This is a genomic window from Thiomicrorhabdus indica, from assembly GCF_004293625.1.
In the GTDB taxonomy this organism is placed as follows: domain Bacteria; phylum Pseudomonadota; class Gammaproteobacteria; order Thiomicrospirales; family Thiomicrospiraceae; genus Thiomicrorhabdus; species Thiomicrorhabdus indica.
Window position 1 is genome coordinate 670,991 of the sequence record NZ_CP033040.1, and the last position, 21,296, is coordinate 692,286.

The 21,296-nt window shown below is 41.2% G+C and carries 16 protein-coding genes and 1 CRISPR repeat array; of the genes, 5 read left to right on the forward strand and 11 right to left on the reverse strand.

The annotated features are described in order from the left end of the window. Window positions 1–118: 118 nt before the first annotated feature. A complete protein-coding gene (locus tag D9T12_RS02755) occupies window positions 119–418 on the reverse strand; it encodes a late competence development ComFB family protein (RefSeq protein WP_130536742.1) in 300 nt (99 codons plus the stop codon). Window positions 419–698: 280 nt separating this feature from the next. Here D9T12_RS02755 and D9T12_RS02760 point away from each other — a divergent pair, with 280 nt between their 5' ends. Beyond that, window positions 699–2,015, forward strand: a complete 1,317-nt coding sequence (locus D9T12_RS02760; protein ID WP_130536743.1) for a TlpA family protein disulfide reductase — start codon at window positions 699–701, stop codon at window positions 2,013–2,015. Between the two features lie 96 nt (window positions 2,016–2,111). Here the strand turns inward: D9T12_RS02760 and purD are convergent, their stop codons facing one another. The 3 genes from purD to D9T12_RS02775 form a co-directional block, all read right to left on the reverse strand. Further along, entirely contained in the window at window positions 2,112–3,401 is a 1,290-nt protein-coding gene (purD, locus tag D9T12_RS02765; protein WP_130536744.1) for a phosphoribosylamine--glycine ligase, read from the reverse strand. 83 nt (window positions 3,402–3,484) lie between these two features. Next, window positions 3,485–4,363 carry a type I-F CRISPR-associated endonuclease Cas1f gene (gene cas1f, locus D9T12_RS02770; RefSeq protein WP_206199125.1) on the reverse strand — a complete coding sequence of 293 codons (879 nt, stop codon included), beginning with the start codon at window positions 4,361–4,363 and terminating at the stop codon, window positions 3,485–3,487. 129 nt (window positions 4,364–4,492) lie between these two features. Next, window positions 4,493–7,100: a CRISPR direct-repeat array (repeat unit 28 nt; unit sequence TTTCTAAATCACCTGTGTGGTGATGAAC). 162 nt (window positions 7,101–7,262) lie between these two features. Then, a complete protein-coding gene (locus D9T12_RS02775) occupies window positions 7,263–10,523 on the reverse strand; it encodes a DEAD/DEAH box helicase family protein (RefSeq protein WP_130536745.1) in 3,261 nt (1,086 codons plus the stop codon). Between the two features lie 145 nt (window positions 10,524–10,668). Between D9T12_RS02775 and D9T12_RS02780 the strand changes: the two genes are divergently transcribed. From D9T12_RS02780 to D9T12_RS02795, 4 genes are all read left to right on the forward strand, one after another. Continuing rightward, on the forward strand, window positions 10,669–11,955 hold the full coding sequence (locus D9T12_RS02780) for a hypothetical protein (RefSeq protein WP_130536746.1): 1,287 nt from the start codon (window positions 10,669–10,671) through the stop codon (window positions 11,953–11,955). After that, complete coding sequence (locus D9T12_RS02785) at window positions 11,948–12,808, forward strand: type I-F CRISPR-associated protein Csy2 (RefSeq protein ID WP_130536747.1); 861 nt, start codon at window positions 11,948–11,950, stop codon at window positions 12,806–12,808. The genes D9T12_RS02780 and D9T12_RS02785 overlap by 8 nt, the downstream gene beginning before the upstream one ends. Before the next feature lie 110 nt (window positions 12,809–12,918). After that, window positions 12,919–13,887, forward strand: a complete 969-nt coding sequence (locus D9T12_RS02790) for a type I-F CRISPR-associated protein Cas7f/Csy3 (RefSeq protein ID WP_165395023.1) — start codon at window positions 12,919–12,921, stop codon at window positions 13,885–13,887. A 66-nt stretch (window positions 13,888–13,953) separates the two neighbouring features. Next, the gene (locus D9T12_RS02795) at window positions 13,954–14,511 is read left to right on the forward strand and encodes a hypothetical protein (RefSeq protein ID WP_130536749.1); all 558 of its coding nucleotides are present in this window, start codon (window positions 13,954–13,956) and stop codon (window positions 14,509–14,511) included. 60 nt (window positions 14,512–14,571) lie between these two features. On the opposite strand, the gene purH is transcribed toward D9T12_RS02795, so the two are convergent. From purH to aroQ, 7 genes are all read right to left on the reverse strand, one after another. Next, a complete protein-coding gene (purH, locus tag D9T12_RS02800; RefSeq protein ID WP_130536750.1) occupies window positions 14,572–16,131 on the reverse strand; it encodes a bifunctional phosphoribosylaminoimidazolecarboxamide formyltransferase/IMP cyclohydrolase in 1,560 nt (519 codons plus the stop codon). A 173-nt stretch (window positions 16,132–16,304) separates the two neighbouring features. Then, window positions 16,305–16,556, reverse strand: coding sequence for a helix-turn-helix domain-containing protein (locus D9T12_RS02805; protein ID WP_130536751.1), 252 nt, complete (start codon window positions 16,554–16,556; stop codon window positions 16,305–16,307). Window positions 16,557–16,597: 41 nt separating this feature from the next. After that, complete coding sequence (gene dusB / locus D9T12_RS02810; protein WP_130536752.1) at window positions 16,598–17,575, reverse strand: tRNA dihydrouridine synthase DusB; 978 nt, start codon at window positions 17,573–17,575, stop codon at window positions 16,598–16,600. A 159-nt stretch (window positions 17,576–17,734) separates the two neighbouring features. Beyond that, window positions 17,735–18,610, reverse strand: coding sequence for a 50S ribosomal protein L11 methyltransferase (prmA, locus tag D9T12_RS02815; protein WP_130536753.1), 876 nt, complete (start codon window positions 18,608–18,610; stop codon window positions 17,735–17,737). Window positions 18,611–18,752: 142 nt separating this feature from the next. After that, the gene (accC, locus tag D9T12_RS02820) at window positions 18,753–20,105 is read right to left on the reverse strand and encodes an acetyl-CoA carboxylase biotin carboxylase subunit (RefSeq protein WP_130536754.1); all 1,353 of its coding nucleotides are present in this window, start codon (window positions 20,103–20,105) and stop codon (window positions 18,753–18,755) included. Window positions 20,106–20,134: 29 nt separating this feature from the next. Further along, window positions 20,135–20,599 (reverse strand): acetyl-CoA carboxylase biotin carboxyl carrier protein, encoded by a 465-nt coding sequence (gene accB / locus D9T12_RS02825; protein WP_130536755.1) that lies wholly within the window; start codon window positions 20,597–20,599, stop codon window positions 20,135–20,137. 78 nt (window positions 20,600–20,677) lie between these two features. Then, window positions 20,678–21,115 carry a type II 3-dehydroquinate dehydratase gene (gene aroQ, locus D9T12_RS02830; RefSeq protein ID WP_130536756.1) on the reverse strand — a complete coding sequence of 146 codons (438 nt, stop codon included), beginning with the start codon at window positions 21,113–21,115 and terminating at the stop codon, window positions 20,678–20,680. Window positions 21,116–21,296 lie beyond the last annotated feature (181 nt).

Below are 21,296 nucleotides of genomic sequence, written 5' to 3' on the forward strand. Positions count from 1 at the left end.
AGTTAATATGGGTGCAAATGCAGTAAACAGGAGCTTTTAGGCTTGCTTGCCAAGCCTTTTATCGTTTTAGGGAAAATGGGGTTAAACGAAAATCAATCAAACTTGAAAGATATTGGGATTAGTCTTCGTTTTCAGAGCGACTTTCTAAATCGGGTGTTTGCGTTTCTTGGAACTTTAGCATTTTTTTGTAGGCTTTCTTGCAAGCTTTCGCAACGTTTTTCTCGGTTTCCAAGTATTGCTCTGGGGTCATGAAGAATGACATATCAATGTCATAGCGAATATAACGAGGTTCAAGGCGGTTCAGAGCGATACACGCCATGTCGGCCAGTTCTTCAGAGTCCAGTAAGTCAGTGTAATTTTCACGGATTTCGTTAAATACCAAACGCTCGTAGTAATTGTGGACGCTATCTAAAGCCATGTTTCGTCTCCCGTTTCAGCCAAGGTTACCGGCCGGTTAAATAGTTTGATCAAGTCACTATAACTGTTTTTAAATGATAAAAAAAGCGCCGACTTGACCGTTAATAAAAGGCTTGGCAAGGAATTGCTGAAAACTTAAAACAAATTAAGATTTTGAAGAGGTTATTGCGCTCATTGAGTGTGTAAAACGGAGTCTTTACACAATTTCGTTTAGTAAGTATTTGCAAAATTTATCAAGGTATACTTTAGCATATACTTTTAGTTATGGAGAAGGTGACTCTATGTATCGTTTAATAATGGGTACTTTAATAAGTGTGTGTTTTTCTGCTTTTGCACAGGCTGAGAGTTTCTCGCTTGCCGTGCCTGAGTTGAATGAAGAAGTGACGGTCTCTGTGTATTCATCGACATTTGCGAATAATGAAGTATTTGACAATCAGGTTCAAAAGGAGGATTCGAATCAAGTATCCAACTCACCTATTCTGATTTGGTTTACCGAGGGCTATGCCGAGCGAAGCACATTTCGAGGCTTGATCCAGATGCTCAATGACACTGGTTTTGATGTTTGGCAGGTTGATTTACTTGAATCGTATTTTATTGAACGGACGCCAAGCAATGTCCGTCAACTAAGCGGTCACGGGGTTTCAGCCGTGTTTTCTGCGGCGCAAGAAACCGGTAGACCGTTTGTACCCATTTCTACCGGCCGTATGAATTTGATTCTATTACGCGGAGCACGACTTTGGCAATTAGCGGATAAGCCTGAAAATGGGATTGGTCACCTTTTAACGACGGTTTTATTTTTCCCGAACCTTTATGATGCGGCTAAAAAAGCGGGTGATGCCCCACAGTTTTTTCCAATTGTCTCTGCTACCAGTTTGCCGATTACCATTGTGCAACCCAGTGAAGGAACTTTTCGTTGGAAGCTTCCCGAGTTACAAGCGGCTCTAGAAAATAAAGGAAGCTTGGTATCGATTGCCGCTATTGCAGGCATGCGTGATTGGTATTTTTTAAGACGACAATTGGATGAACCGACTCGAATTGCAAGGGATGACATTCCCAATCAGCTTCAGAATTGGCTAACTTTGAGTTCGTCGATGAAACCTTTGCTTTATAAGCCTTCTAAGCAATTAGAAGAGTTTGCAGTCACGCAACGAATTAAAGGTTTGGTGGAAATTTCTGAGCGAGAAGCGCCTCGTTTTGAACTGCAGAGCGCAAAAGGGCAGTCGCTTAATCTATCGGATAAACGAGGAAAAGTTGTACTGCTTAATTTTTGGGCGAGTTGGTGTCCGCCTTGTGTGAAAGAAATTCCATCAATGAATCGTTTAGCTCAGTCGTTTGATGCCAATCAGTTTGAGATTGTCTCGATAAATTTTAAAGAGTCGCCGGAGGTCATTACAGAGTTTATGAGTCAGGTTCAGGTCGATTTTCCGGTGTTGATGGATTTAGATGGAAAGGTTTCAGCGGAATATGAAATTTTCTCGTTTCCAAGCTCCTTTTTGATCGATGCCAATGGTCAATTGCGTTATTCGGTGAATGCAGCGATTGAATGGGACGAAGAAACCGTTAAACAAATCATTCAAGAGCTGATAACTCACCCTTAGAGAGAAAAAGCGAAAACTAAAGAGAATCAAAAGAAAAAAGCGCCAAAGGGTAATTCCATTGGCGCTTTTCTCAGAGTTGTTGAAAGCGAATTTTCGTTATTCAGCTTCGCGTTTCACCGCACGATGACCAATATCGGTACGATAGTAAACTTTCTCCCAGTTGACTTTTGCTACACCTTCATAGGCACGTTTTTGTGCTGCGGTCACATTTTCGCCCAGTGCTGTCACACACAATACTCGACCACCGTTTGTCGTAACATCGCCGTTTTCATTGCTTGAAGTACCAGCATGGAACACTTTAGTATCGTCTGAGTTGGCATCTTCAATGCCGGTAATCACATCACCTTTTGGATAGGCATCTGGATAACCACCGGCCGCCATGACAACACCTAAAGCCGCGCGAGAATCCCATTTCGCTTCAGCAGTATCAAGTTTGCCCTCTAACGCATCTAGACAGTGTTGAACTAAATCAGATTGCAAACGCATCATAATAGGCTGGGTTTCAGGGTCACCAAAACGGCAGTTAAACTCCAAAACTTTTGGTGCACCGTTCGCATCAATCATTAAACCTGCATATAAAAAGCCGGTATAAGGCAGACCATCTTTTGCCATGCCTTCAATGGTTGGCATAATCACTTCTTTCATTGCACGATCATGGATCTCAGGAGTGACCACAGGAGCCGGTGTGTAAGCGCCCATGCCACCTGTATTTGGCCCTGTATCACCGTTATCACGTGCCTTATGATCTTGTGATGTTGCCATTGGCAGAACATTCACACCATCTGCCATAACAATGAAACTTGCCTCTTCACCAACCAAAAATTCTTCAACCACCACGCGCGCACCGGCATCGCCGAACTTGTTGCCTTCAAGCATATCTTCAACTGCGGCAATCGCTTCATCAATGGTATCGGCCAAAATAACGCCTTTACCAGCCGCTAGCCCATCGGCCTTGATAACAATCGGGGCGCCCATTTCTTTAATGTAATCGACAGCCGGAGCGATTTCCGTGAACACTTGATACGCAGCAGTAGGAATATTGTGTTTGGCTAAGAAATCTTTTGAGAATGCCTTTGACCCTTCAAGTTGCGCAGCGCCTTTGGTTGGACCAAAACATTTCAAACCAGCGGCCTCAAATGCATCAACCACGCCCAAAACCAATGGAACCTCAGGGCCAACAATCGCTAAGCCGATGTCGTTGTTTTTTGCAAACTCAACCAAACCGTCTAAATCTTCCACGCCAATTGCCACATTGGTTAAATTCGGCTCAAGGTCCGTTCCTGTATTACCCGGTGCAACAAAAACCTGCTCTGCCAGTGGCGACTGTGCCGCTTTCCATGCCAAAGCGTGCTCACGCCCACCACTACCGATTACCAAAATATTCATGATTCTTATCCTGTTTTGCACTTCAATAAATTTGCGCTAATTATGAAGGATTTGGGCAAACACTGCAAAAAAATGCGGCTAACTCAGCTTAAACAGTGTTTAAGTGTTTCAAATAAATAATCCAAAGTTTTATTGTTTTGAATATTTTCAATACAAAGCTTACGCATTTCAGATCGACTCAAGCCGTCTGCTGCGGCTTTCATCGCAGCAGGCATAATCACGCCATCTTTAATAATATCTGCAACATCAAACACCATTGCCCCACGCCGAGTATAGCCATGGTTAACCGCCATTTGGAAAGGAAGCCCATAAGTCCAAAGCACGACAGAAGCTAATCCATAAGCGAGGTAATTCCCATTATCTAAATAAGAATTAAATCGGTCATTTTCGTCTTTTTGACCAGGTTTGCGAGCGAATTCGCAACCGAGTAATTGGGCATTGAGTTGATAAAGTGAGGAGGCAAATTTGCCTTCGGCTTCCATGATTTGCTGATTCGTATTTGCTAAGGTTATTTTCTGCTTAAAGGTGTCACTGATTTTATTGAGTGAGTCGAAACGATAGCCAAACTTCTTCCAAGCTTGGAGTACAAAATCGGCGCGATAGATTTGGAAAACTTTCGCCATTTCAAGACGTTTTTCCTCATCTTGCCAAATTTTTAGATAGCTAAAAAAGTATTCATTGGGACGGTACTCAGACATAGAACCCATAAAAAGCGGTGAACCATCTCCGCCAGTAAATCCAATCATAACGCCAGAATCTCCGAGTTGGCGAACAGCGGCTTGAGTAATGCTAGTTCCACTGCCGAGTAAAATCACGGAAGTGTTTTTGACTGGAATGCTAAAAAATTGCACGACTTTCTTTTGTGATTTGGAATACACAATATGTTCATCCACCTGTGAAACACGGCAATGTTCCAGAAAATACAAGCCCTGACGTTTGGATGGAAGAATATCGATAGGCATAAAAAGGCTCCTAAAGAAGTTGAGAAAAGGAAGGTTAGATGTTGTGGTTTATTGTTTCGATAAAGGTTAATCACTTTTAAATTAATAGGGTATTTTGATACGTTTGACTGATTTTTACCGGCCGGTATCTTTTTAGATCACCTGTGTGGTGATGAACGTTGGTGGTCGGAACAAAAGCGAAAAGCCGCCTTTCTAAATCACCTGTGTGGTGATGAACCGATGGGACAACTTTTAATTTAGTTGATGGTTTTTCTAAATCACCTGTGTGGTGATGAACATTAACGGTGGCATGAATCTTTTCGCCAAATATTTCTAAATCACCTGTGTGGTGATGAACAATATTACGTCGAAGCATTCGGCGGCTCTGCATTTCTAAATCACCTGTGTGGTGATGAACTTGAATTTACGCCTGAAGAAGCTGAACGACTATTTCTAAATCACCTGTGTGGTGATGAACATTAACAGAGCTACAACAATTGCAGAAGTGGATTTCTAAATCACCTGTGTGGTGATGAACCAAAAGCCGCAATGATATTAATTGCTTTATGTTTTCTAAATCACCTGTGTGGTGATGAACAACACTTTGCACAAAGACTACATTGCCTTTGCTTTCTAAATCACCTGTGTGGTGATGAACGGTAGCCTGCACCACCAGCTTTGTTTATCATTTTTCTAAATCACCTGTGTGGTGATGAACTCTTCAGGATACTCTAAACCTCCAAAGTCAATTTTCTAAATCACCTGTGTGGTGATGAACCGCAACTCGAAAAAGAATGTCAGTGAGTTTTCTTTCTAAATCACCTGTGTGGTGATGAACTAGCGAACTACTTTCAAGCCGGTATGGGCGGCTTTCTAAATCACCTGTGTGGTGATGAACATTTATTTGTTTCTGAGTTGTCGGCCACGGGTTTTCTAAATCACCTGTGTGGTGATGAACTCAATCAAATTGTTGATGCGAATAAATCGGTTTTTCTAAATCACCTGTGTGGTGATGAACACGAGCTATTGGGTGCGAAACATGGCCACAAATTTCTAAATCACCTGTGTGGTGATGAACAGTAGATTCAAGTTTTGCACGATCGATATCATTTTCTAAATCACCTGTGTGGTGATGAACAAAAATCCACTTACATCCATGCTTGGATATATTTTCTAAATCACCTGTGTGGTGATGAACACAGCAGACGGCACTGCAGGGGCGATTTATACTTTCTAAATCACCTGTGTGGTGATGAACAAGACCAGATTGATTTAGCAAAAAAGCTACTTTTTCTAAATCACCTGTGTGGTGATGAACTGTGCCAGGTAAACCAAGAAATTTCAGCATAATTTCTAAATCACCTGTGTGGTGATGAACCGCAACAAAAAAGCAAAATTCAACGCGGCTCATTTCTAAATCACCTGTGTGGTGATGAACCGTTGCCGTAACCTTGTTGGGGTTGTTGCTGTTTTCTAAATCACCTGTGTGGTGATGAACTCCTCTCCCTGTTTGACCCGCAAAACGCACAATTTCTAAATCACCTGTGTGGTGATGAACCCTTAAATGACAAAACCCTTTAACATAGTCACTTTCTAAATCACCTGTGTGGTGATGAACCTTGGGGAATTCGTCAGTTTCAATTTTTGGGTTTTCTAAATCACCTGTGTGGTGATGAACGCAAACCCATCTCCAGACACTTGAACCGGAGCTTTCTAAATCACCTGTGTGGTGATGAACGAACAGATACGATTTTAGGGGCTTTGTCTTTTTTTCTAAATCACCTGTGTGGTGATGAACGGTTAATCGTCTGCAATATGGTCAAGCATTATTTTCTAAATCACCTGTGTGGTGATGAACATCCGGCCTGCGGCTTCGGCAATGGCGGCATTTTTCTAAATCACCTGTGTGGTGATGAACGTTCTGGCAACCATTGACCCAAACACTCATGCTTTCTAAATCACCTGTGTGGTGATGAACAATTGCTGAATGGTTTTCCAAGAATTTCATTATTTCTAAATCACCTGTGTGGTGATGAACGTTCTTATTTAAACTTGCCGACCATTGTAGAATTTCTAAATCACCTGTGTGGTGATGAACCGAGTACCGCATCGCCATTTTCATCAACAAGCTTTCTAAATCACCTGTGTGGTGATGAACTATTGATAAAAGTACCAACACCTGATGTTGATTTTCTAAATCACCTGTGTGGTGATGAACATCAAAGCGACATGGATAGCGCCTATCAAGACTTTCTAAATCACCTGTGTGGTGATGAACAATGCAACAATCAATGCGCAAGGCGTGCAAGTTTTCTAAATCACCTGTGTGGTGATGAACGCCACCCGATTGTCTGGCCAAAACCGACTCATTTTCTAAATCACCTGTGTGGTGATGAACTGGCAGATGCGCTCATGCGCACGCTGGATTTATTTCTAAATCACCTGTGTGGTGATGAACGTTGTAACCGCCGCCATAGTGTTTCACTAGATTTTCTAAATCACCTGTGTGGTGATGAACGTGAATCATTAGAAACGTGTTTTCCGGCATACTTTCTAAATCACCTGTGTGGTGATGAACCGCACCGGTTAAGTTACGGCCAATAAATTCTTTTTCTAAATCACCTGTGTGGTGATGAACGCTGCCATCGCTAACAGTTGGCGGCGTGCAAATTTCTAAATCACCTGTGTGGTGATGAACCAGCACCTAAAAAAAATCAAAATGCAGTCAAATTTCTAAATCACCTGTGTGGTGATGAACTATAGAAACGTCAAAGATTATCGTTTTGATTCAAACGATTATCAATTTTTTCGTTAAAAACGAATGGTTTTTCCAAATTGTTAAAGAGCTTATAAAAATCAATAGCTTAGAGTTTTTTCGATTTTTGATTGTATTTTCTGTTTTAGAGTGATGCGTATTCTTTTATAAGCATCCTAAGTATTCATTGTATTGATTGCCTTCTTTGTCGCGATATCTAAGGATGCGCATTTGCTCAAAATAATGCTCGGTTTGTCCTTGATAGTAAAAATCAATAATGTCTAACAATGGTTTGGCGATGAGTAAATAATCTGTGTGTTTCGGTTCTTGTTGGTCGAATGTGATATTAAGTGCCTCAGCAGATAAATGATTTTCAAGCGGTTGAAGGCTGAGCTGTCCCAGCGAATAGGTTAGTTGTACTTCCGCGTTTTGAGGGTCGCTTTCTCGAAACGGTAGGGCTTTTTCTTGTGTGGCTGAATAGGTGACTTCGGAATCCTGTAGAAAGCCTTTTTTAAAGCCATCGTCATGTTGAATAATTTCGTTGAAACTTTTGATTTCAATTCCCTTGGCAAGGTTTTTGGATTCATCATCGAGAATAATGCCGGCATTGATAAAGTCATCTTCGTCGAATTCAAATAATTCAGTAAATGTTTGTTCATTGTAATGAGCTGCCTTTTGTCCCAAGCCATCACAAAATCCAGGGTATTGATAGGGATTGCTTTGATTTTCAATGTCAAAACATTTCAGGCTTCTTTCAAGCACATAGCAGCCATTGTGTTTGGGGGTTTTTCGGTGGCGGTATTGGCGACCAAAGGTTTGAATAATACTTCGGTGGTCGCGTGGTTCGTTAATAATCCAATCAAAATCAAAATCTCGTCCCGTTTCAATAATCGGAGAAGCGATGACTAGCACAAAAATATGGGTTTTATTTTTCTGTTTGGCTTCTTGTTTTAATTGTTGGAAGCAGTCGGTCTCTTTTAAAAGAGGTTTTGTATCTTTACGAGTAAGTAGCTGTGCGAGTTGATGTTCTTGATAGGCTTTTTTAATTTCAAGATTTTTTGAGTGATAAATTTCAACTTTAAACAGCGCATTTTCTGGGATTAAATGGTTAAAGCTTCCGTCTAAAATCATAGCGCCCAATTCACGTATATATTGAACGTTGGCAAGTTTGATTAATCCTGTGCTAAACGATGTTTTTTCAATGGGTGTGGCAAATCTATCAAATAGTTCAAAGGTTTTTTCCAGCACATTTTCATAGACCTGTTCTAATGTGAAGTCCTGTTCAAGCGGTAATATTTTTAAGCGGCGTTTGCGGTCATTGTGTTGAATGAGTTGTTTAAACTCTTCAAAAAATGCATCGATAATTGTTGAGTTGGCAGCGTTTTCATCCAACAAGACGGTTTGATTAAGATCGGGTTCGTGAGTGTAGAAGCCTTGATAAATTCGACAAGGAATTTGTTTAATTTGGCAGTGTAGTTGGTAGCCTGTTTGATAGGCATGATTAAGTTCTTTTGCCAACCGGTTTGAAATGGTTGCAGAACTGATTAGGACTTTGCGACCATAGAAACCGCTGAGATAGATCAAACGTAAGATACTGGGGAGTTGCTGAGGTTGGTAGTTGTCGATTTCATCAATAATTAAATCTGAACTCATAATTCTTAACAGATATTTTGAGGCATTCGACTTGGTGCTGTTGATGCCTGAAATTAAGTAATCAATGGTGCAACTTAAAACCGGTGCATCGAGAATTTTTGCCAGTTTTGGTTGAAATTTATTGTCTGCAAATTGCAGAAATTTGGGCAAGTCTTCTGAGAGCTTTTGTTCGTAAATTAACTCGGTTTGTTGTTCTTCCTCTTGCGCGTCTTCTAATACACTTTGTTCAGAATTCTTTACCGGCCGGTTTAGTTTTTGATGGGTTTGGTTTTGTTCAAAAAGCTCTCGGCTATGAGTGGAACCAATAATCCCGGCGATTGCTTCAGGGTCAATTTTGAGAAACTCTTGATATTCTTGATAGGTTTGTAAGGTTAAGCTTTTTAAACCAAGTAAGCAGCTAAAACGCAAATCTTGATTTTGATTGATTGCGCTCATGATTTTTGGGGCGGCAATGGTTTTTCCAGCGCCTGTTTTCGCCATTAGGCAGCCAATAAAGCCGTAATACATTTCATTTTGGCTGTTTGGGTTGATGGTTTTTGTAATGGAATCTACAGCATTGTTTTGCCAGCCAAAGTTGTGTTGCAGTGCTAGTGGTACCCGTTTTAGCAGTTTTTTAGGCGCATAGGCTAAGTGCGAAAAGGCCGGTTCTTGCGAGCCAAAAGCGAGTTGAAACAAGTAGCGTGTGGTTTGATTGGCGGTTTTGCTGACGCCCAATAAATGTTCTTCAAGGGTTTGATTGTAGTATTGGTTGTCTTGATGAGTGTAAAGATTGGCATAAGGTGTTTGATGTTGATTCCAACGTTCTTGCTGCATGTTTTGAGAAGAAAAATGTTGGTCTGCCAAAATAAACGCTGGGCGTAGTAGGTATTGCGTCAGTTTATCTAAAGTGCTGTTCTCGGCTAAAATACTTTCTAAATAGGATTGATGTTGTGAGTCTTGATAAATTTCCAGCAATTTCTGAAAACTATTTTGTAACTTCTCTCGATAGGTTGCATCGTTGATTAAAAGTGACTGCTGTTGATAAGCTTCAATCAGTTTTGTGTGTTGTTTTGCATCATAGGCTCGACCATAGGTTTCGTTTGCACCGTAAATATTCCAAATTAGGCGATGATGGGACAAGGTGATTTGCAAAATGGCTTCAAAGAGCCCTCGGTTTGTTTGAAGTTCTTTACTGACCTTATAGCAGGCAAGAAAATCAAAGTTAGCAATTTGTTCAATAATTGTTTGAATTTGTTCTTCAAAAGGCTTTTTAGAGTGACCTTTGAACAAAGGACTGAATAAATCATACGAGAGTTTTTCATGCCGAATCGGGTCGGCATTGTGCAAGGCTTTTTTTAAGTTTGGGTCGTCTGGATTTAGTGAGAGCTTATTTTGAAAATAGTAAAAACCCTTTCCAATATCATGCACTAAGCCTGTGATGACATTCAGTTGTGTTAAGAATTTTTTTAGATCATTCAGGTGTTCGGGAATGGCGAAAGATTCAAATTTTTTGCTGGTATAACGAAATATAAATTCGCCATTTTCACTGTAATTCTCAGCACTGCCTACAATCCATTCCAATTCAATTCGAGAACGCGTTGTAATTTTATAGCACGCGACTGTCGTATTCTTGCTCGCTACAGAATTCAGCTCGGCTTTGAGCGCTTGCAACCCTTTTTCAGTGATAGCGCCCGAATAAACATTTTTGCCAATATTAGGAAGATATTGTGCAAGGATTCTGCGGCTTAGGCTCAATGCTTTCTTTTTACTTTCATTGATTAAAATGATGTTCATTTTTTCAATTCTTTTGTGTATCTATATATGATTAATTATGTATTAAATTTGTGCATATTAATAAATAGGTATGCTAGGAAATAAGTTGACTTTTGTTTTTTAAAAGCTAGTTTATTAAAAATGAATTTAATTGTATGAGGTTTTTATGCAAATAAGTATTGATGAAATATCAACAGGTGTCTTAATTGATCAGTTGAATTTTAAGCAGGAGCTAAAAGACAAAATCCTTAAAGATTTGCAAAAATCTCAACAGTGCCTGTTTAAGGCAAAAAAAATTGAGGATGTCGTTAAGCCGTTATATCGGGAAGGGGTAGAGTGTTCTCCCGATAATGTCAAAGGTTTTATCTATCTGAGTAATTTTGAAAAATTGCAGGATCCTGTTTTAACCATTTTTGAAAGTCATTGGGTGCTTGAATTTAATGAAATAAAAAATCACCAAACCGTTTTCCCTGAAAAAACTCGAGGTTGTCATAACTTTACCAATCGCGGGTTTATTAACACTGAAGATTCTAGCTTGTTTAAGCCTAATGCCAGAGCAAGTTTAAAGGGGATTAGTTCGTTTACTTTAGGAGTTAATCAACGAACTTTTGCGCCTTACGATGGTTCGCAAAGTGGTGTTTATAAGCATTTAAATTTGGTATTAAATAATCAGAGTCTTTATGTGCATTTGGCGAATCATTCGGAATTAGAAGCTGAAATTTTAATGAGTCTGCAAGCGATTTATGGCAAACCTTATGTGCAATCCTTGCAAGATTATTTAAGTCATCCAGCGCCTGAAATAACTGAGGTTGATGGATATTCAAAACAAATTACAGTGCCTTTTAATAATGGCTATGTTTTGGTATCGCCAGTGTTTAATCACCATAATTTGCAAGTGTTTAGTCGATTGCGCTATGAGAAAGGTAAGTTAATAGATTTGAACGAAAAGTTTTTGGGCGGTACTAAGCCTGGCAACGTTTCTTATACGAATTTATTGGGAGGGGGAGCTTTAAACCAATTTAAGATGCCGTTTCCAAAAGAGAGTGCTGCTAATCAACGTGCTTTATATGTGTTGGCAACTAAAGGACATTTAGTTTTATCTGAGCTACGTGGGCTTTTGAATCAAGCTGCAAAAGTTATGAGTAATTCTGAGATACCTAAATTGCAACGCGAAAAAATGGCACAACAATCCTCTTGGTTGCTTTTGCAATTTGCTGTTTCTCAAGTAGAGATGTTGTGGTTGAATCAAGAAAATTTCCCCATAAAGCCGGCATTGTTGCAGATTTTTCAGGGGATTTTTGCTCCAAAATCCAAAGGATTAGGAAAAGCCGACGTGATGGCATTTTGGCAGGAATTAATTTTGCAATCGATGCGAAATCAAGACTATGCCAAAGCGTGTTTAACCGAGCAGTTTGTTACAGCGTTAAAAGAAGAGGTGACTCGCTATGCCTAAGTTATTTTTTGTGATGAAAGACGTACAAGTTGAAGGGGCTAATGCAACTACCAGTTATTTAACGAATGCTTATCCAACTTCGTCCATTTTAGGTATGGCAGAAGCCTTTGCCTTTCAGCTAAAACAGTCTGATTTAGCGGATGAATTGCTTGAAGAACCTGTTCAGGCCTTGTCGATTATCAAGCACTTTGAGTTTCAAGCGGGTAAAAAAGCTTTTCCAGCATTTCATAAATCTGGAGGGGCTGCTCATAAAAGTATGAGTCCGAGTGAGATTACATTGAGTGAATCCTTATGTAATTTTACAGCCACTTTGGTATTTGCGATTTCGTTTCACCGAGGTGTAGACGTTGAGGATGAGTTATTGCCGAAGTGGCAGACATTTTTGCAAAGAGCGCGTGTTGCTGGTGGAAAAATCACCAATCTAGAGAAGGTGCAAATGGATTTAGTTTTTCGTTCTGTCAGTAGTTTAGAAGAGGCATTAACTTATGAAAAAGGTTGGGTGGTTGAAGATGCCAGCGATGAGTTCGAGACAGTGGTTGAAGAGTTTGATGTGACCGAAGCGGTTCGTCAGTTTACTTTTACCTACATCGCAGAAGAGACAGTTAATGGTGTAAAGCAGAAACATTACTCTAAAAAACAAAAAGGATGGTATTTCTTAGATTTACTGGGTTACCAGTTTCTTGAAGAGCCAAGAAAACGAAATGGTACGCGATTTGATCAGCCTCATGTGTTTGCAGAGCCGGTCGTGACCGCGAAAAAGTTGTCTTACTTTCGTCTAAACCGTTTAGATGAATTATTTTGGCAATGGCATAACGCAAAGGAGAGTGTCTGGTTAACACAAGTTGAATTGTAGGCAATTGAGTAAGAGGTTTCACCGTAAAGGTGGTTTGTATATGTATTTGATGATTTCGTCCTTTGTCAAACATCGCTTTGATAATGGACGCTTTAATAGGATTTATAGAAATGGCGAAAAAATTACCGACATTACTTTCTTTAACGGGCGCAATTGATCCTTCGCACGCCTTAATGTTTGGCTCATCTGGATTCGATGGGGAATTAATACCGTTGGAGATTCAACAGCGTTCGGTTTTAGGAACGCTTGGCGCACATGCTGAGTTAAAAAAAATCGAAGAAAAAACTAAAAAGGGAGACCCTGTCAGTCCAGATGGGAACCCGCAAACTGTGGATGGCTGTTTTTTGGATTACGAACAAGATACCTTGCATGTAAAAGGTACGATTCGAATCGTGAATATGATTGATGCTATTAATTGTAACGATGGAGAGGTATTGGCATTGCTTAAGAGTTATTACCTTGCTGATGAACAAACACCTTATTTTGAGGAAATTGCCAAGCGTACTTTAATTCAGTTTGTAAAAGGGGCGCCTCTTCACCGCAATGGACGAGCAAAGAATATTCAATTGAGTCTGAAGACAGAAACGCTTTCAATGGATTTGGCTGTGAATCCACGTTTAGATTTTTCAGCGGATTTAGCTGAATTACACGCTCAATTACCAGTGCTTTCTGAGACCTTAGTTCAGGCTTTGCAAGGTGGTGTGGAAGAGATCGTTTTATTGAAGTATCACTATCGAATCGAGTTAGGAGAAGGACAGGAGGTTTATCCTTCGGAAGAGTTTGTGGACGGCTCAAGCGATAAAACGTTGTTTAGAGTTCGGGGTAATCAGGCAGGAATGCACACCCAAAAAATCGGCAATGGTTTAAGAACCATTGACACTTGGTATGAAGATAATGCGATGCATGCAATTCCAGTTGATCCTTACGGACCTGACAAGCGTTTTGGCTGCCTTAGACGTGCTAAAAACCATGTATTCGATGCTTTATCAAAGCTGATCAATGAAAAACCTATGGATAGCAACGAACAACATTATTTAATTGCCTCGATGATTCGTGGCGGTGTTTACAGCGCGAAGTAATCTCACCGGAACGATTCTATTTTTTAGGGTTCAGCGAGGCTGAGCCTCTACTTTTATAGGTGTATTATGAAAAAATTAATTTTAAGCTCGGTCTTTCCCGAAGACGACGGTATGTTTTTTCACAATAAGGTGTTTCGTATTTTGCATCGTTTTTTGCGAGAAACAGAGCAGTCTATTCTCTTAGGTATGGCAAAAAATGAATTTGGTAAAGTCGATCACGGTGCTCTGTTTTTTTATGCGGACAAAAAAGTATTGGATCAGTTTTGTGCTGTACCTGACATGGTAAAGATTCTAGAGCGCAATATTTATGATCAATGTATTGAGGATGTGGCGGAGCAAGAGCCGGTATTAATGCGTGTTTCGAATTATAACCCTGTCAAAAAAGCGAAAGCTAGGCATCAGTATTGGATACAAAAATTTGGTGAAATTGATCCAGCTATTGCTAAGCAAAAAGCCAATTTACAGACTTTAATTCAATATTATCGAAACAAGCAAAGTGCGGAACGTGAGGTCTATTTTTTAGCTCACAAAAATGGCAAGCAGCTTGGAATTCACGCTCAAGCACAGTTGGCAAACCCTCGTGAATTAACCAGTAATTCCTATGGGTTATCGCAGCGGTTTTGAATCGTGAGAGGGTACGATTAGATAAATCGTACCCTACAGAGGAGTCATCGGACTATTAATTTAGTGCTTAAAGTGACGCATGCCTGTAAAGACCATGGCGATACCGTGTTCATTTGCGGCATCAATGACTTCTTGATCACGCATTGAACCACCTGGGTGAATCACTGCGGTGATGCCTGCTTCGGCTGCGGCATCAATACCGTCGCGGAATGGGAAGAAAGCATCGGATGCCATAACAGAACCTGGAACTTCTAAACCTTCGTCTGCCGCTTTAATGCCAGCAATTTTAGCTGAATATACACGGCTCATTTGACCGGCACCGACACCAATTGTCATGCCGTCTTTAACATAAACAATTGCGTTAGATTTAACGAATTTTGCTACTTTCCAAGCAAACATTAAGTCAGTCATTTCTTTATCTGTTGGGGCACGTTTAGTGACGATTTTTAAATCGTCGGCAGCAACTGTGCCTAAATCACGATCTTGAACCAATAACCCGCCGGTAACTTTTTTGTAGTCGTACGCTTTGTGCTGACCATTAAATTCACCACACTCTAATAGGCGTACATTTTTCTTTTCAGCAATGGCTGCTTTCGCCGCGTTTGAAACGGTAGGTGCAATAATGACTTCAACAAACTGACGATCCACAATCGCTTTGGCTGTTTCTTCATCGAGTTCAGTGTTGAAAGCGATAATGCCACCAAATGCGGAGGTTGGGTCGGTTTTAAAAGCACGATCATAGGCTTCAAACTGAGTTGTTCCAATTGACACACCACAAGGGTTGGCGTGCTTGACGATTACACAAGCTGTTTCGTCAAAGGTTTTTACCAGTTCAAGAGCTGCATCGGTATCAGCGATATTGTTGAAAGATAGCTCTTTTCCTTGGATTTGGGTTGCCGTTGAAATCGATGCTTCTTGTGGGTTGCGTTCAGTGTAGAAAGCCGCTTCTTGGTGAGGGTTTTCGCCGTAACGCATGGTTTGCTTTTTCACATACTGAGTATTGTAGGTACGTGAGAAGTTATCGCCTTCTTCTGCAAACATTTTGCCGAAGTAGTTTGAAATCGCGCCATCGTAACGTGAAGTTTGCTCGAATGTTTTAATCGCTAGATCAAAACGAGTGGCGTGAGATAGTTGACCGTCGTTGTCAGACATCTCTGCAAGAATACGACCATAGTCAGCAGGATCGGTGACAACAGCAACGTCATTGTGATTTTTCGCCGCGGAACGCAACATGGTTGGACCACCGATATCGATGTTTTCAATTGCATCTTCTAGTGAACAATCCGTCTTCGCGACTGTTGCTTCAAATGGGTAAAGGTTCACCACCACCATATCAATGGCATCAATTCCATGCTCAGCCATCACTGCATCGTCTTTGCCACGACGACCTAAAAGCCCACCGTGAATTTTTGGGTGCAACGTTTTTACACGACCGTCCATCATCTCTGGAAAACCTGTGTATTCAGATACTTCTGTCACCGGTAAGCCCGCTTCAGAAAGTACTTTGTAAGTACCGCCGGTTGAAAGAATGGCAACGCCCATGTCGCTAAGAGATTTGGCAAATTCAAGAATGCCGTTTTTGTCAGACACGCTGATTAAAGCACGACGAACTGGTTTCATGGTTTTTCTCCAAAAAGTTTAAAAGTAATTAGGTGTTTGATGTATTCATAAATCAGGGTTGTGATTGGCTTAAACTGCCACGCAGAATAAGGGGTGATTGCGTCGAACGACCATGACGGTGAACATTACTTTTTAATCTATCACCGGTCGGATATGATCACTTTCCATAACCTCTAAGATTCGATTAGCTGATATTTGAGCATTTTTTTACGCAAAGTATTACGGTTAATTCCAAGCATTTTTGCGGTTTGGCTTTGATTGAAGTCGTTCTGTTTCAACACGGCCTCAAGTAAAGGTTTTTCCACTTGTGCGATGACAGTTTCATATAAATCACACGTATTTTGGTCTTGTAAATTCTGAAAGTAGGTTTCCAGTGTTGCGGTTACCTGAGCACTTAAAGAAATTGAATGATGTGTTTTGCCCATAATTTTCGAATGCTTATTTCGATTGCTTTGAGCCCTCTGCGTTAGCGAGGGGCAAAAAGTTGCTTAATTAAATCAAGTTGTGTTTGTGCTTGATCAAGTTGGTTAAATTGGCGGCGAATTGCTTGATGATTTTCGATACCGGCCGGTGAGTTTTGCAGATACCAGCCGAAATGTTTTCGTGCAATTCGAGGGCCAAGAATGTCGCCATACAGAGAATGTAGTCCCTGAATATGTTTGAGTAAGGTGCTGAAAAATTCTAACTCTGTTGGGCCTGCAAGCATCTCGCCTGTCGTTAGGTAATGATTTGTTTCACGAAACAACCACGGATTGCCTTGGGTTGCTCGTCCAATCATCAGGCCGTCAGCACCGGTGTATTTTAATACAAATTCTGCTTGCTCGGGGCTGCAAATATCACCATTTGCAATCACAGGAATCGATACGGTTTGTTTTACTTTTTTTATGGTGTCGTATTCAGCATTTCCTTGAAATTTTTCTGCTCGGGTTCTGCCATGAATTGTGATGGCATCAAGCTCACATGCTTCAGCAATTTGTGCAATATCAACGGCATTTTTGTGTTCAGAGTCCAAGCCTGTTCGGATTTTGACGGTAACAGGAACATCGACCATGTTTTTAACTTGCGTGAAAATTTCTTGTACTTTATCTGGATGACCCATTAAGACTGAACCTGCGGCAACGGAGCAGACCTTTTTGGCCGGACAGCCCATATTGAGATCAATAATTTGCGCACCATTTTCAACTTGCCAAGCAGCGGCCTCAGCGAGTTCTTCAGGATTTGTCCCTAAAAGTTGAATCGCACGCGGTTCTGGATCATTGAGATTGACATGGCGAGTCGAGGATTTTTTCGATTCCCAAAGTTCTTTTTTTGACGCAACCATTTCGGCAAGGGTATAAGCTGCGCCATTTTGCCGACAAATTTCTCGAAAAACGGCATCGGTAATCCCAGCCATTGGCGCGAGTACAAGAGGATTGTCAAATTGATAAGGGCCGATTTTTAGCATATTTACCGATGTTGAATATTAGAAAGTCTTGTAAAGTTTTCTGGAAAAGGGATGCAGTACAAAGAGAATTTTCCCGCACAGATTCGGGTATAAAAGCGATCTTAGGTGAGCTTGTGATGTCTTTTCCAAAAAACCTTTCAGGTCTAAACCAAATTAGGGTTAAACCTTATGTCCACTTAGTCTAGCCCATTCGTCCGTTGTGGCAAGTTCACTAAGTTCAAAGCCAAATTTTTTATAGTGTTCAATCAATTCATCTGCCTGAGTGGTCAATAAGCCTGAAAGCACTAACTCACCACCGGATTTTACTAAGCGTTCAAATTCGCTTGCCAGCTCTTTTAATGGGCCAGAAAGAATGTTCGCGATGAGTAGATCGACCGGCTCGGAATTAAAATTTTGAACCAATGCAAAATCAATGGAGGCATGGTTTCGTTCAGCGTTTTGTTCTGACGCTTGAATGGCTTGCGGATCAATATCTGTTCCTGAGACCTTGGTGGCTCCAAGCTTTTGAGCGGCTAATGCTAAAATTCCAGAGCCACAACCGTAATCAATCACGGTTTTACCGGCCGGGGGATTTGTGTCTAACCATTCTAAACACATCGCGGTGGTTGGGTGAGTGCCTGTGCCGAACGCCATGCCGGGATCCAACATGAGGTTAATAGCTTGGGCGTTGGGTGCTTTGTGCCAGCTTGGCACAATCCAGAGATTTTGACCAAATTGCATCGGTTGAAATTGATCCATCCACTCCCTAACCCAGTCTTTGTCTTCAATTGCTTCAACTTTAAAGTAATGGTCTTTAAGGTCTGGCATATTCGCTTGAATGGTTTCAACAATAAGTTTGGCATTGGTCTCAGCATCAAACAGTGACATAACTTTTGTGAGTGACCAGATGGGGGTTGTGCCAAGTTCTGGTTCGTAAATCGGTTCGTCTTGTGCATCCATAAATGTGACAGATACCGCTCCGATTTCCGTCATCATATCGGATAAAGGTTCTGCAACGGGTTCAGCTACGTCTGTGGTGATTTGAATCCATGCCATGATTTTGCCTCCAACAAGGAAATATAGTTACCGGCCGGTAATGTTTAAGGTCGTTTTGAATGAATGAGAGATAGAGTGCTTTTAAGAAAAAACCACAAGGTTTGACGCCTGTGGTTTTTTGTAAAAATCTAGTTTTTACAGTCTAGACTAGGTGTTCAAGACGGTTTTCAAGGTAGTGGATGTTTTGACCACCTTCGACAAAACCTCCATCATTCATGATTTCACGCTGCATGTTAATGTTGGTCTCAATCCCTTGAATAATCATTTCTGAAAGAGCGGTGTTCATTCGAGCTATCGCTGTTGAACGGTCGCTACCAAAACTAATTAATTTGCCAATCATTGAGTCATAAGTGGATGGAACCGTATATCCGGTGTAAATGTGAGAATCCCAGCGAACCCCTAAACCACCGGCTAAATGCAAACGTTCGATTTTACCCGGTGAAGGCATAAAGTTTTTTGAAGGGTTTTCAGCATTCACTCGACATTCAATTGCATGGCCGGTGAGTTTAATGTCTTCTTGTTTTAGAGTCAGAGGTTTGCCCATTGCAATTTCAATTTGCGCTTTAACCAAGTCAATGCCGGTGACCATTTCTGTAACACAGTGTTCGACTTGCAGACGGGTGTTCATCTCAATGAAATAGAACTCACCATTTTCATATAGGAATTCAAAGGTTCCAGCTCCGCGGTAATTAATATCTAAACAGGCTTTAACGCATGCAGAACCGATTCTTTCACGTTGTTCTGGTGTTACACCCGGTGCAGGGGCTTCTTCAACGACCTTTTGGTGGCGGCGCTGCATTGAACAATCACGTTCACCAAGATGAATTGCATTGCCTTGACCATCCGCCAAGATTTGGATTTCTACGTGACGTGGGTTCTCTAAGAACTTTTCCATGTAAACTTCTGGGTTTCCGAAAAAGTTATTGGCTTCGGTACTGGTTAAAACCACGGATTTCAATAAGTTGGCTTCTGTATGAACGACGCGCATGCCGCGGCCACCACCACCACCGGCTGCTTTAATGATGACTGGATAACCAATTTCTTTGGCAATTCTTAGATTTTCTGCATCATTTTTGGGGTCTAGTGGGCCGCCAGAACCTGGAACTGTCGGTACGCCAGCGGCTTTCATTGCTTTGATTGCTGCAACTTTGTCGCCCATCATGCGAATGGTGTCTGCTTTAGGGCCGATAAAAGCAAAACCTGATTCTTCAACTCGTTCGGCAAAGTCGGCATTTTCTGACAAAAAGCCATAGCCAGGGTGAATAGCTTCTGCATCGGTCACTTCTGCCGCAGCAATTAAGGCTGGAACATTTAAGTAACTTTGAGCGGAAGGGCCGGGGCCAATGCAAACGGTTTCGTCGGCCAGTAAAACATGTTTTAGGTTGGCATCTTCAGTGGAGTGGACAGCAACTGTTTTAATGCCAAGTTCTTTACAGGCACGCAATACACGCAAGGCGATCTCACCGCGGTTAGCAATTAGAATTTTTTCAATCATTTGGAACCTCTTAAATGGCAATATGTGGCTTATTCAATAACAAACAGCACTTGGCCATATTCAACTGGTTCACCATTGACTCCCAAGATTTGTTTAATGGTTCCAGCTGTATCTGCTTCAATTGGGTTCATGATTTTCATTGCTTCAAGAATACATAGAGTGTCACCGACAGAAACCGTATCACCTACTTTTACAAATGGGTCGGAATCTGGAGACGGTGCTTCATAGAAAGTTCCAACCATTGGTGAGGTGATTTTGTGTCCTGATATTTCCGCAGGTGCTGCGTCAGTTGAAGCCGGAGATGCTGGCGTCGGATCCATTGCCGGTGTTTGTGGCGCAGCGGCTGCCATAGGAGCGGCCATTGGGGCTTGGATGTAGGTTGGTTCTTGAGAGCGTGTAATACGGATATTGTGTTCGCCTTCTTTAATTTCGATTTCAGCAATATCTGATTGTTCGACAATTTCAATCAATTTGCGAATAGAGCGAATGTCCATATGAGTATCCTTTCTTGGTTTTGTTATCTGACCGATACCGGCCGGTAAATAATTTTTACTTATCGTTTTTGTAACGTTTTACAGTGTCTTTTCGACCGCATATTGCAAAGCTAGTTCATAGCCTTTTGTGCCTAATCCGGCAATCACGCCTTGGGCTAAATCCGAAAAATACGAATGTGCGCGGAAAGCTTCGCGTTGATGGATATTACTAATGTGAACTTCAATAAACGGAATAGCAACCGTTGCCAGTGCATCTCGAATCGCGATGCTTGTATGCGTGAAAGCGGCTGGATTAATGATAATAAAATCCGTGCCGTCATCCATTGCGAGATGGATACGTTCAATGAGTTCAAACTCGGCATTACTTTGGAAGTGTGAGAGGTCCACGTCAAATTCGTCGGCGAGAACTTCCAAGTTTTCGATGATATCTTCCAGCGTGTCGGAACCATAAATTCCAGGTTCACGTCTGCCAAGCATATTCAGATTTGGGCCATTTAAGACAAGAATAGAAGCCATAGGCGGTGGCAATTCCTTTAGTGAGGCGTTGAAAACAGTCGAAAGAGTGAATTGTTAATCCCTTATTTTCATGAGGATTAAACAAAATGTGACGAAATTATAAACGATAGGGACAGTTAAAACTATTTATAAAATCGGTAAATTTCATGAAAAGTATTGAATTGCGGTAAAAGTCCGTGAA

What these genes read in the sequence shown, in the direction of transcription:
- D9T12_RS02755 (WP_130536742.1), bottom strand. Translation starts at nt 418, where the DNA reads ATGGCTTTAGATAGCGTCCACAATTACTACGAGCGTTTGGTATTTAAC.
- D9T12_RS02760 (WP_130536743.1), top strand. Translation starts at nt 699, where the DNA reads ATGTATCGTTTAATAATGGGTACTTTAATAAGTGTGTGTTTTTCTGCT.
- purD (WP_130536744.1), bottom strand. Translation starts at nt 3,401, where the DNA reads ATGAATATTTTGGTAATCGGTAGTGGTGGGCGTGAGCACGCTTTGGCA.
- cas1f (WP_206199125.1), bottom strand. Translation starts at nt 4,363, where the DNA reads ATGCCTATCGATATTCTTCCATCCAAACGTCAGGGCTTGTATTTTCTG.
- D9T12_RS02775 (WP_130536745.1), bottom strand. Translation starts at nt 10,523, where the DNA reads ATGAACATCATTTTAATCAATGAAAGTAAAAAGAAAGCATTGAGCCTA.
- D9T12_RS02780 (WP_130536746.1), top strand. Translation starts at nt 10,669, where the DNA reads ATGCAAATAAGTATTGATGAAATATCAACAGGTGTCTTAATTGATCAG.
- D9T12_RS02785 (WP_130536747.1), top strand. Translation starts at nt 11,948, where the DNA reads ATGCCTAAGTTATTTTTTGTGATGAAAGACGTACAAGTTGAAGGGGCT.
- D9T12_RS02790 (WP_165395023.1), top strand. Translation starts at nt 12,919, where the DNA reads ATGGCGAAAAAATTACCGACATTACTTTCTTTAACGGGCGCAATTGAT.
- D9T12_RS02795 (WP_130536749.1), top strand. Translation starts at nt 13,954, where the DNA reads ATGAAAAAATTAATTTTAAGCTCGGTCTTTCCCGAAGACGACGGTATG.
- purH (WP_130536750.1), bottom strand. Translation starts at nt 16,131, where the DNA reads ATGAAACCAGTTCGTCGTGCTTTAATCAGCGTGTCTGACAAAAACGGC.
- D9T12_RS02805 (WP_130536751.1), bottom strand. Translation starts at nt 16,556, where the DNA reads ATGGGCAAAACACATCATTCAATTTCTTTAAGTGCTCAGGTAACCGCA.
- dusB (WP_130536752.1), bottom strand. Translation starts at nt 17,575, where the DNA reads ATGCTAAAAATCGGCCCTTATCAATTTGACAATCCTCTTGTACTCGCG.
- prmA (WP_130536753.1), bottom strand. Translation starts at nt 18,610, where the DNA reads ATGGCATGGATTCAAATCACCACAGACGTAGCTGAACCCGTTGCAGAA.
- accC (WP_130536754.1), bottom strand. Translation starts at nt 20,105, where the DNA reads ATGATTGAAAAAATTCTAATTGCTAACCGCGGTGAGATCGCCTTGCGT.
- accB (WP_130536755.1), bottom strand. Translation starts at nt 20,599, where the DNA reads ATGGACATTCGCTCTATTCGCAAATTGATTGAAATTGTCGAACAATCA.
- aroQ (WP_130536756.1), bottom strand. Translation starts at nt 21,115, where the DNA reads ATGGCTTCTATTCTTGTCTTAAATGGCCCAAATCTGAATATGCTTGGC.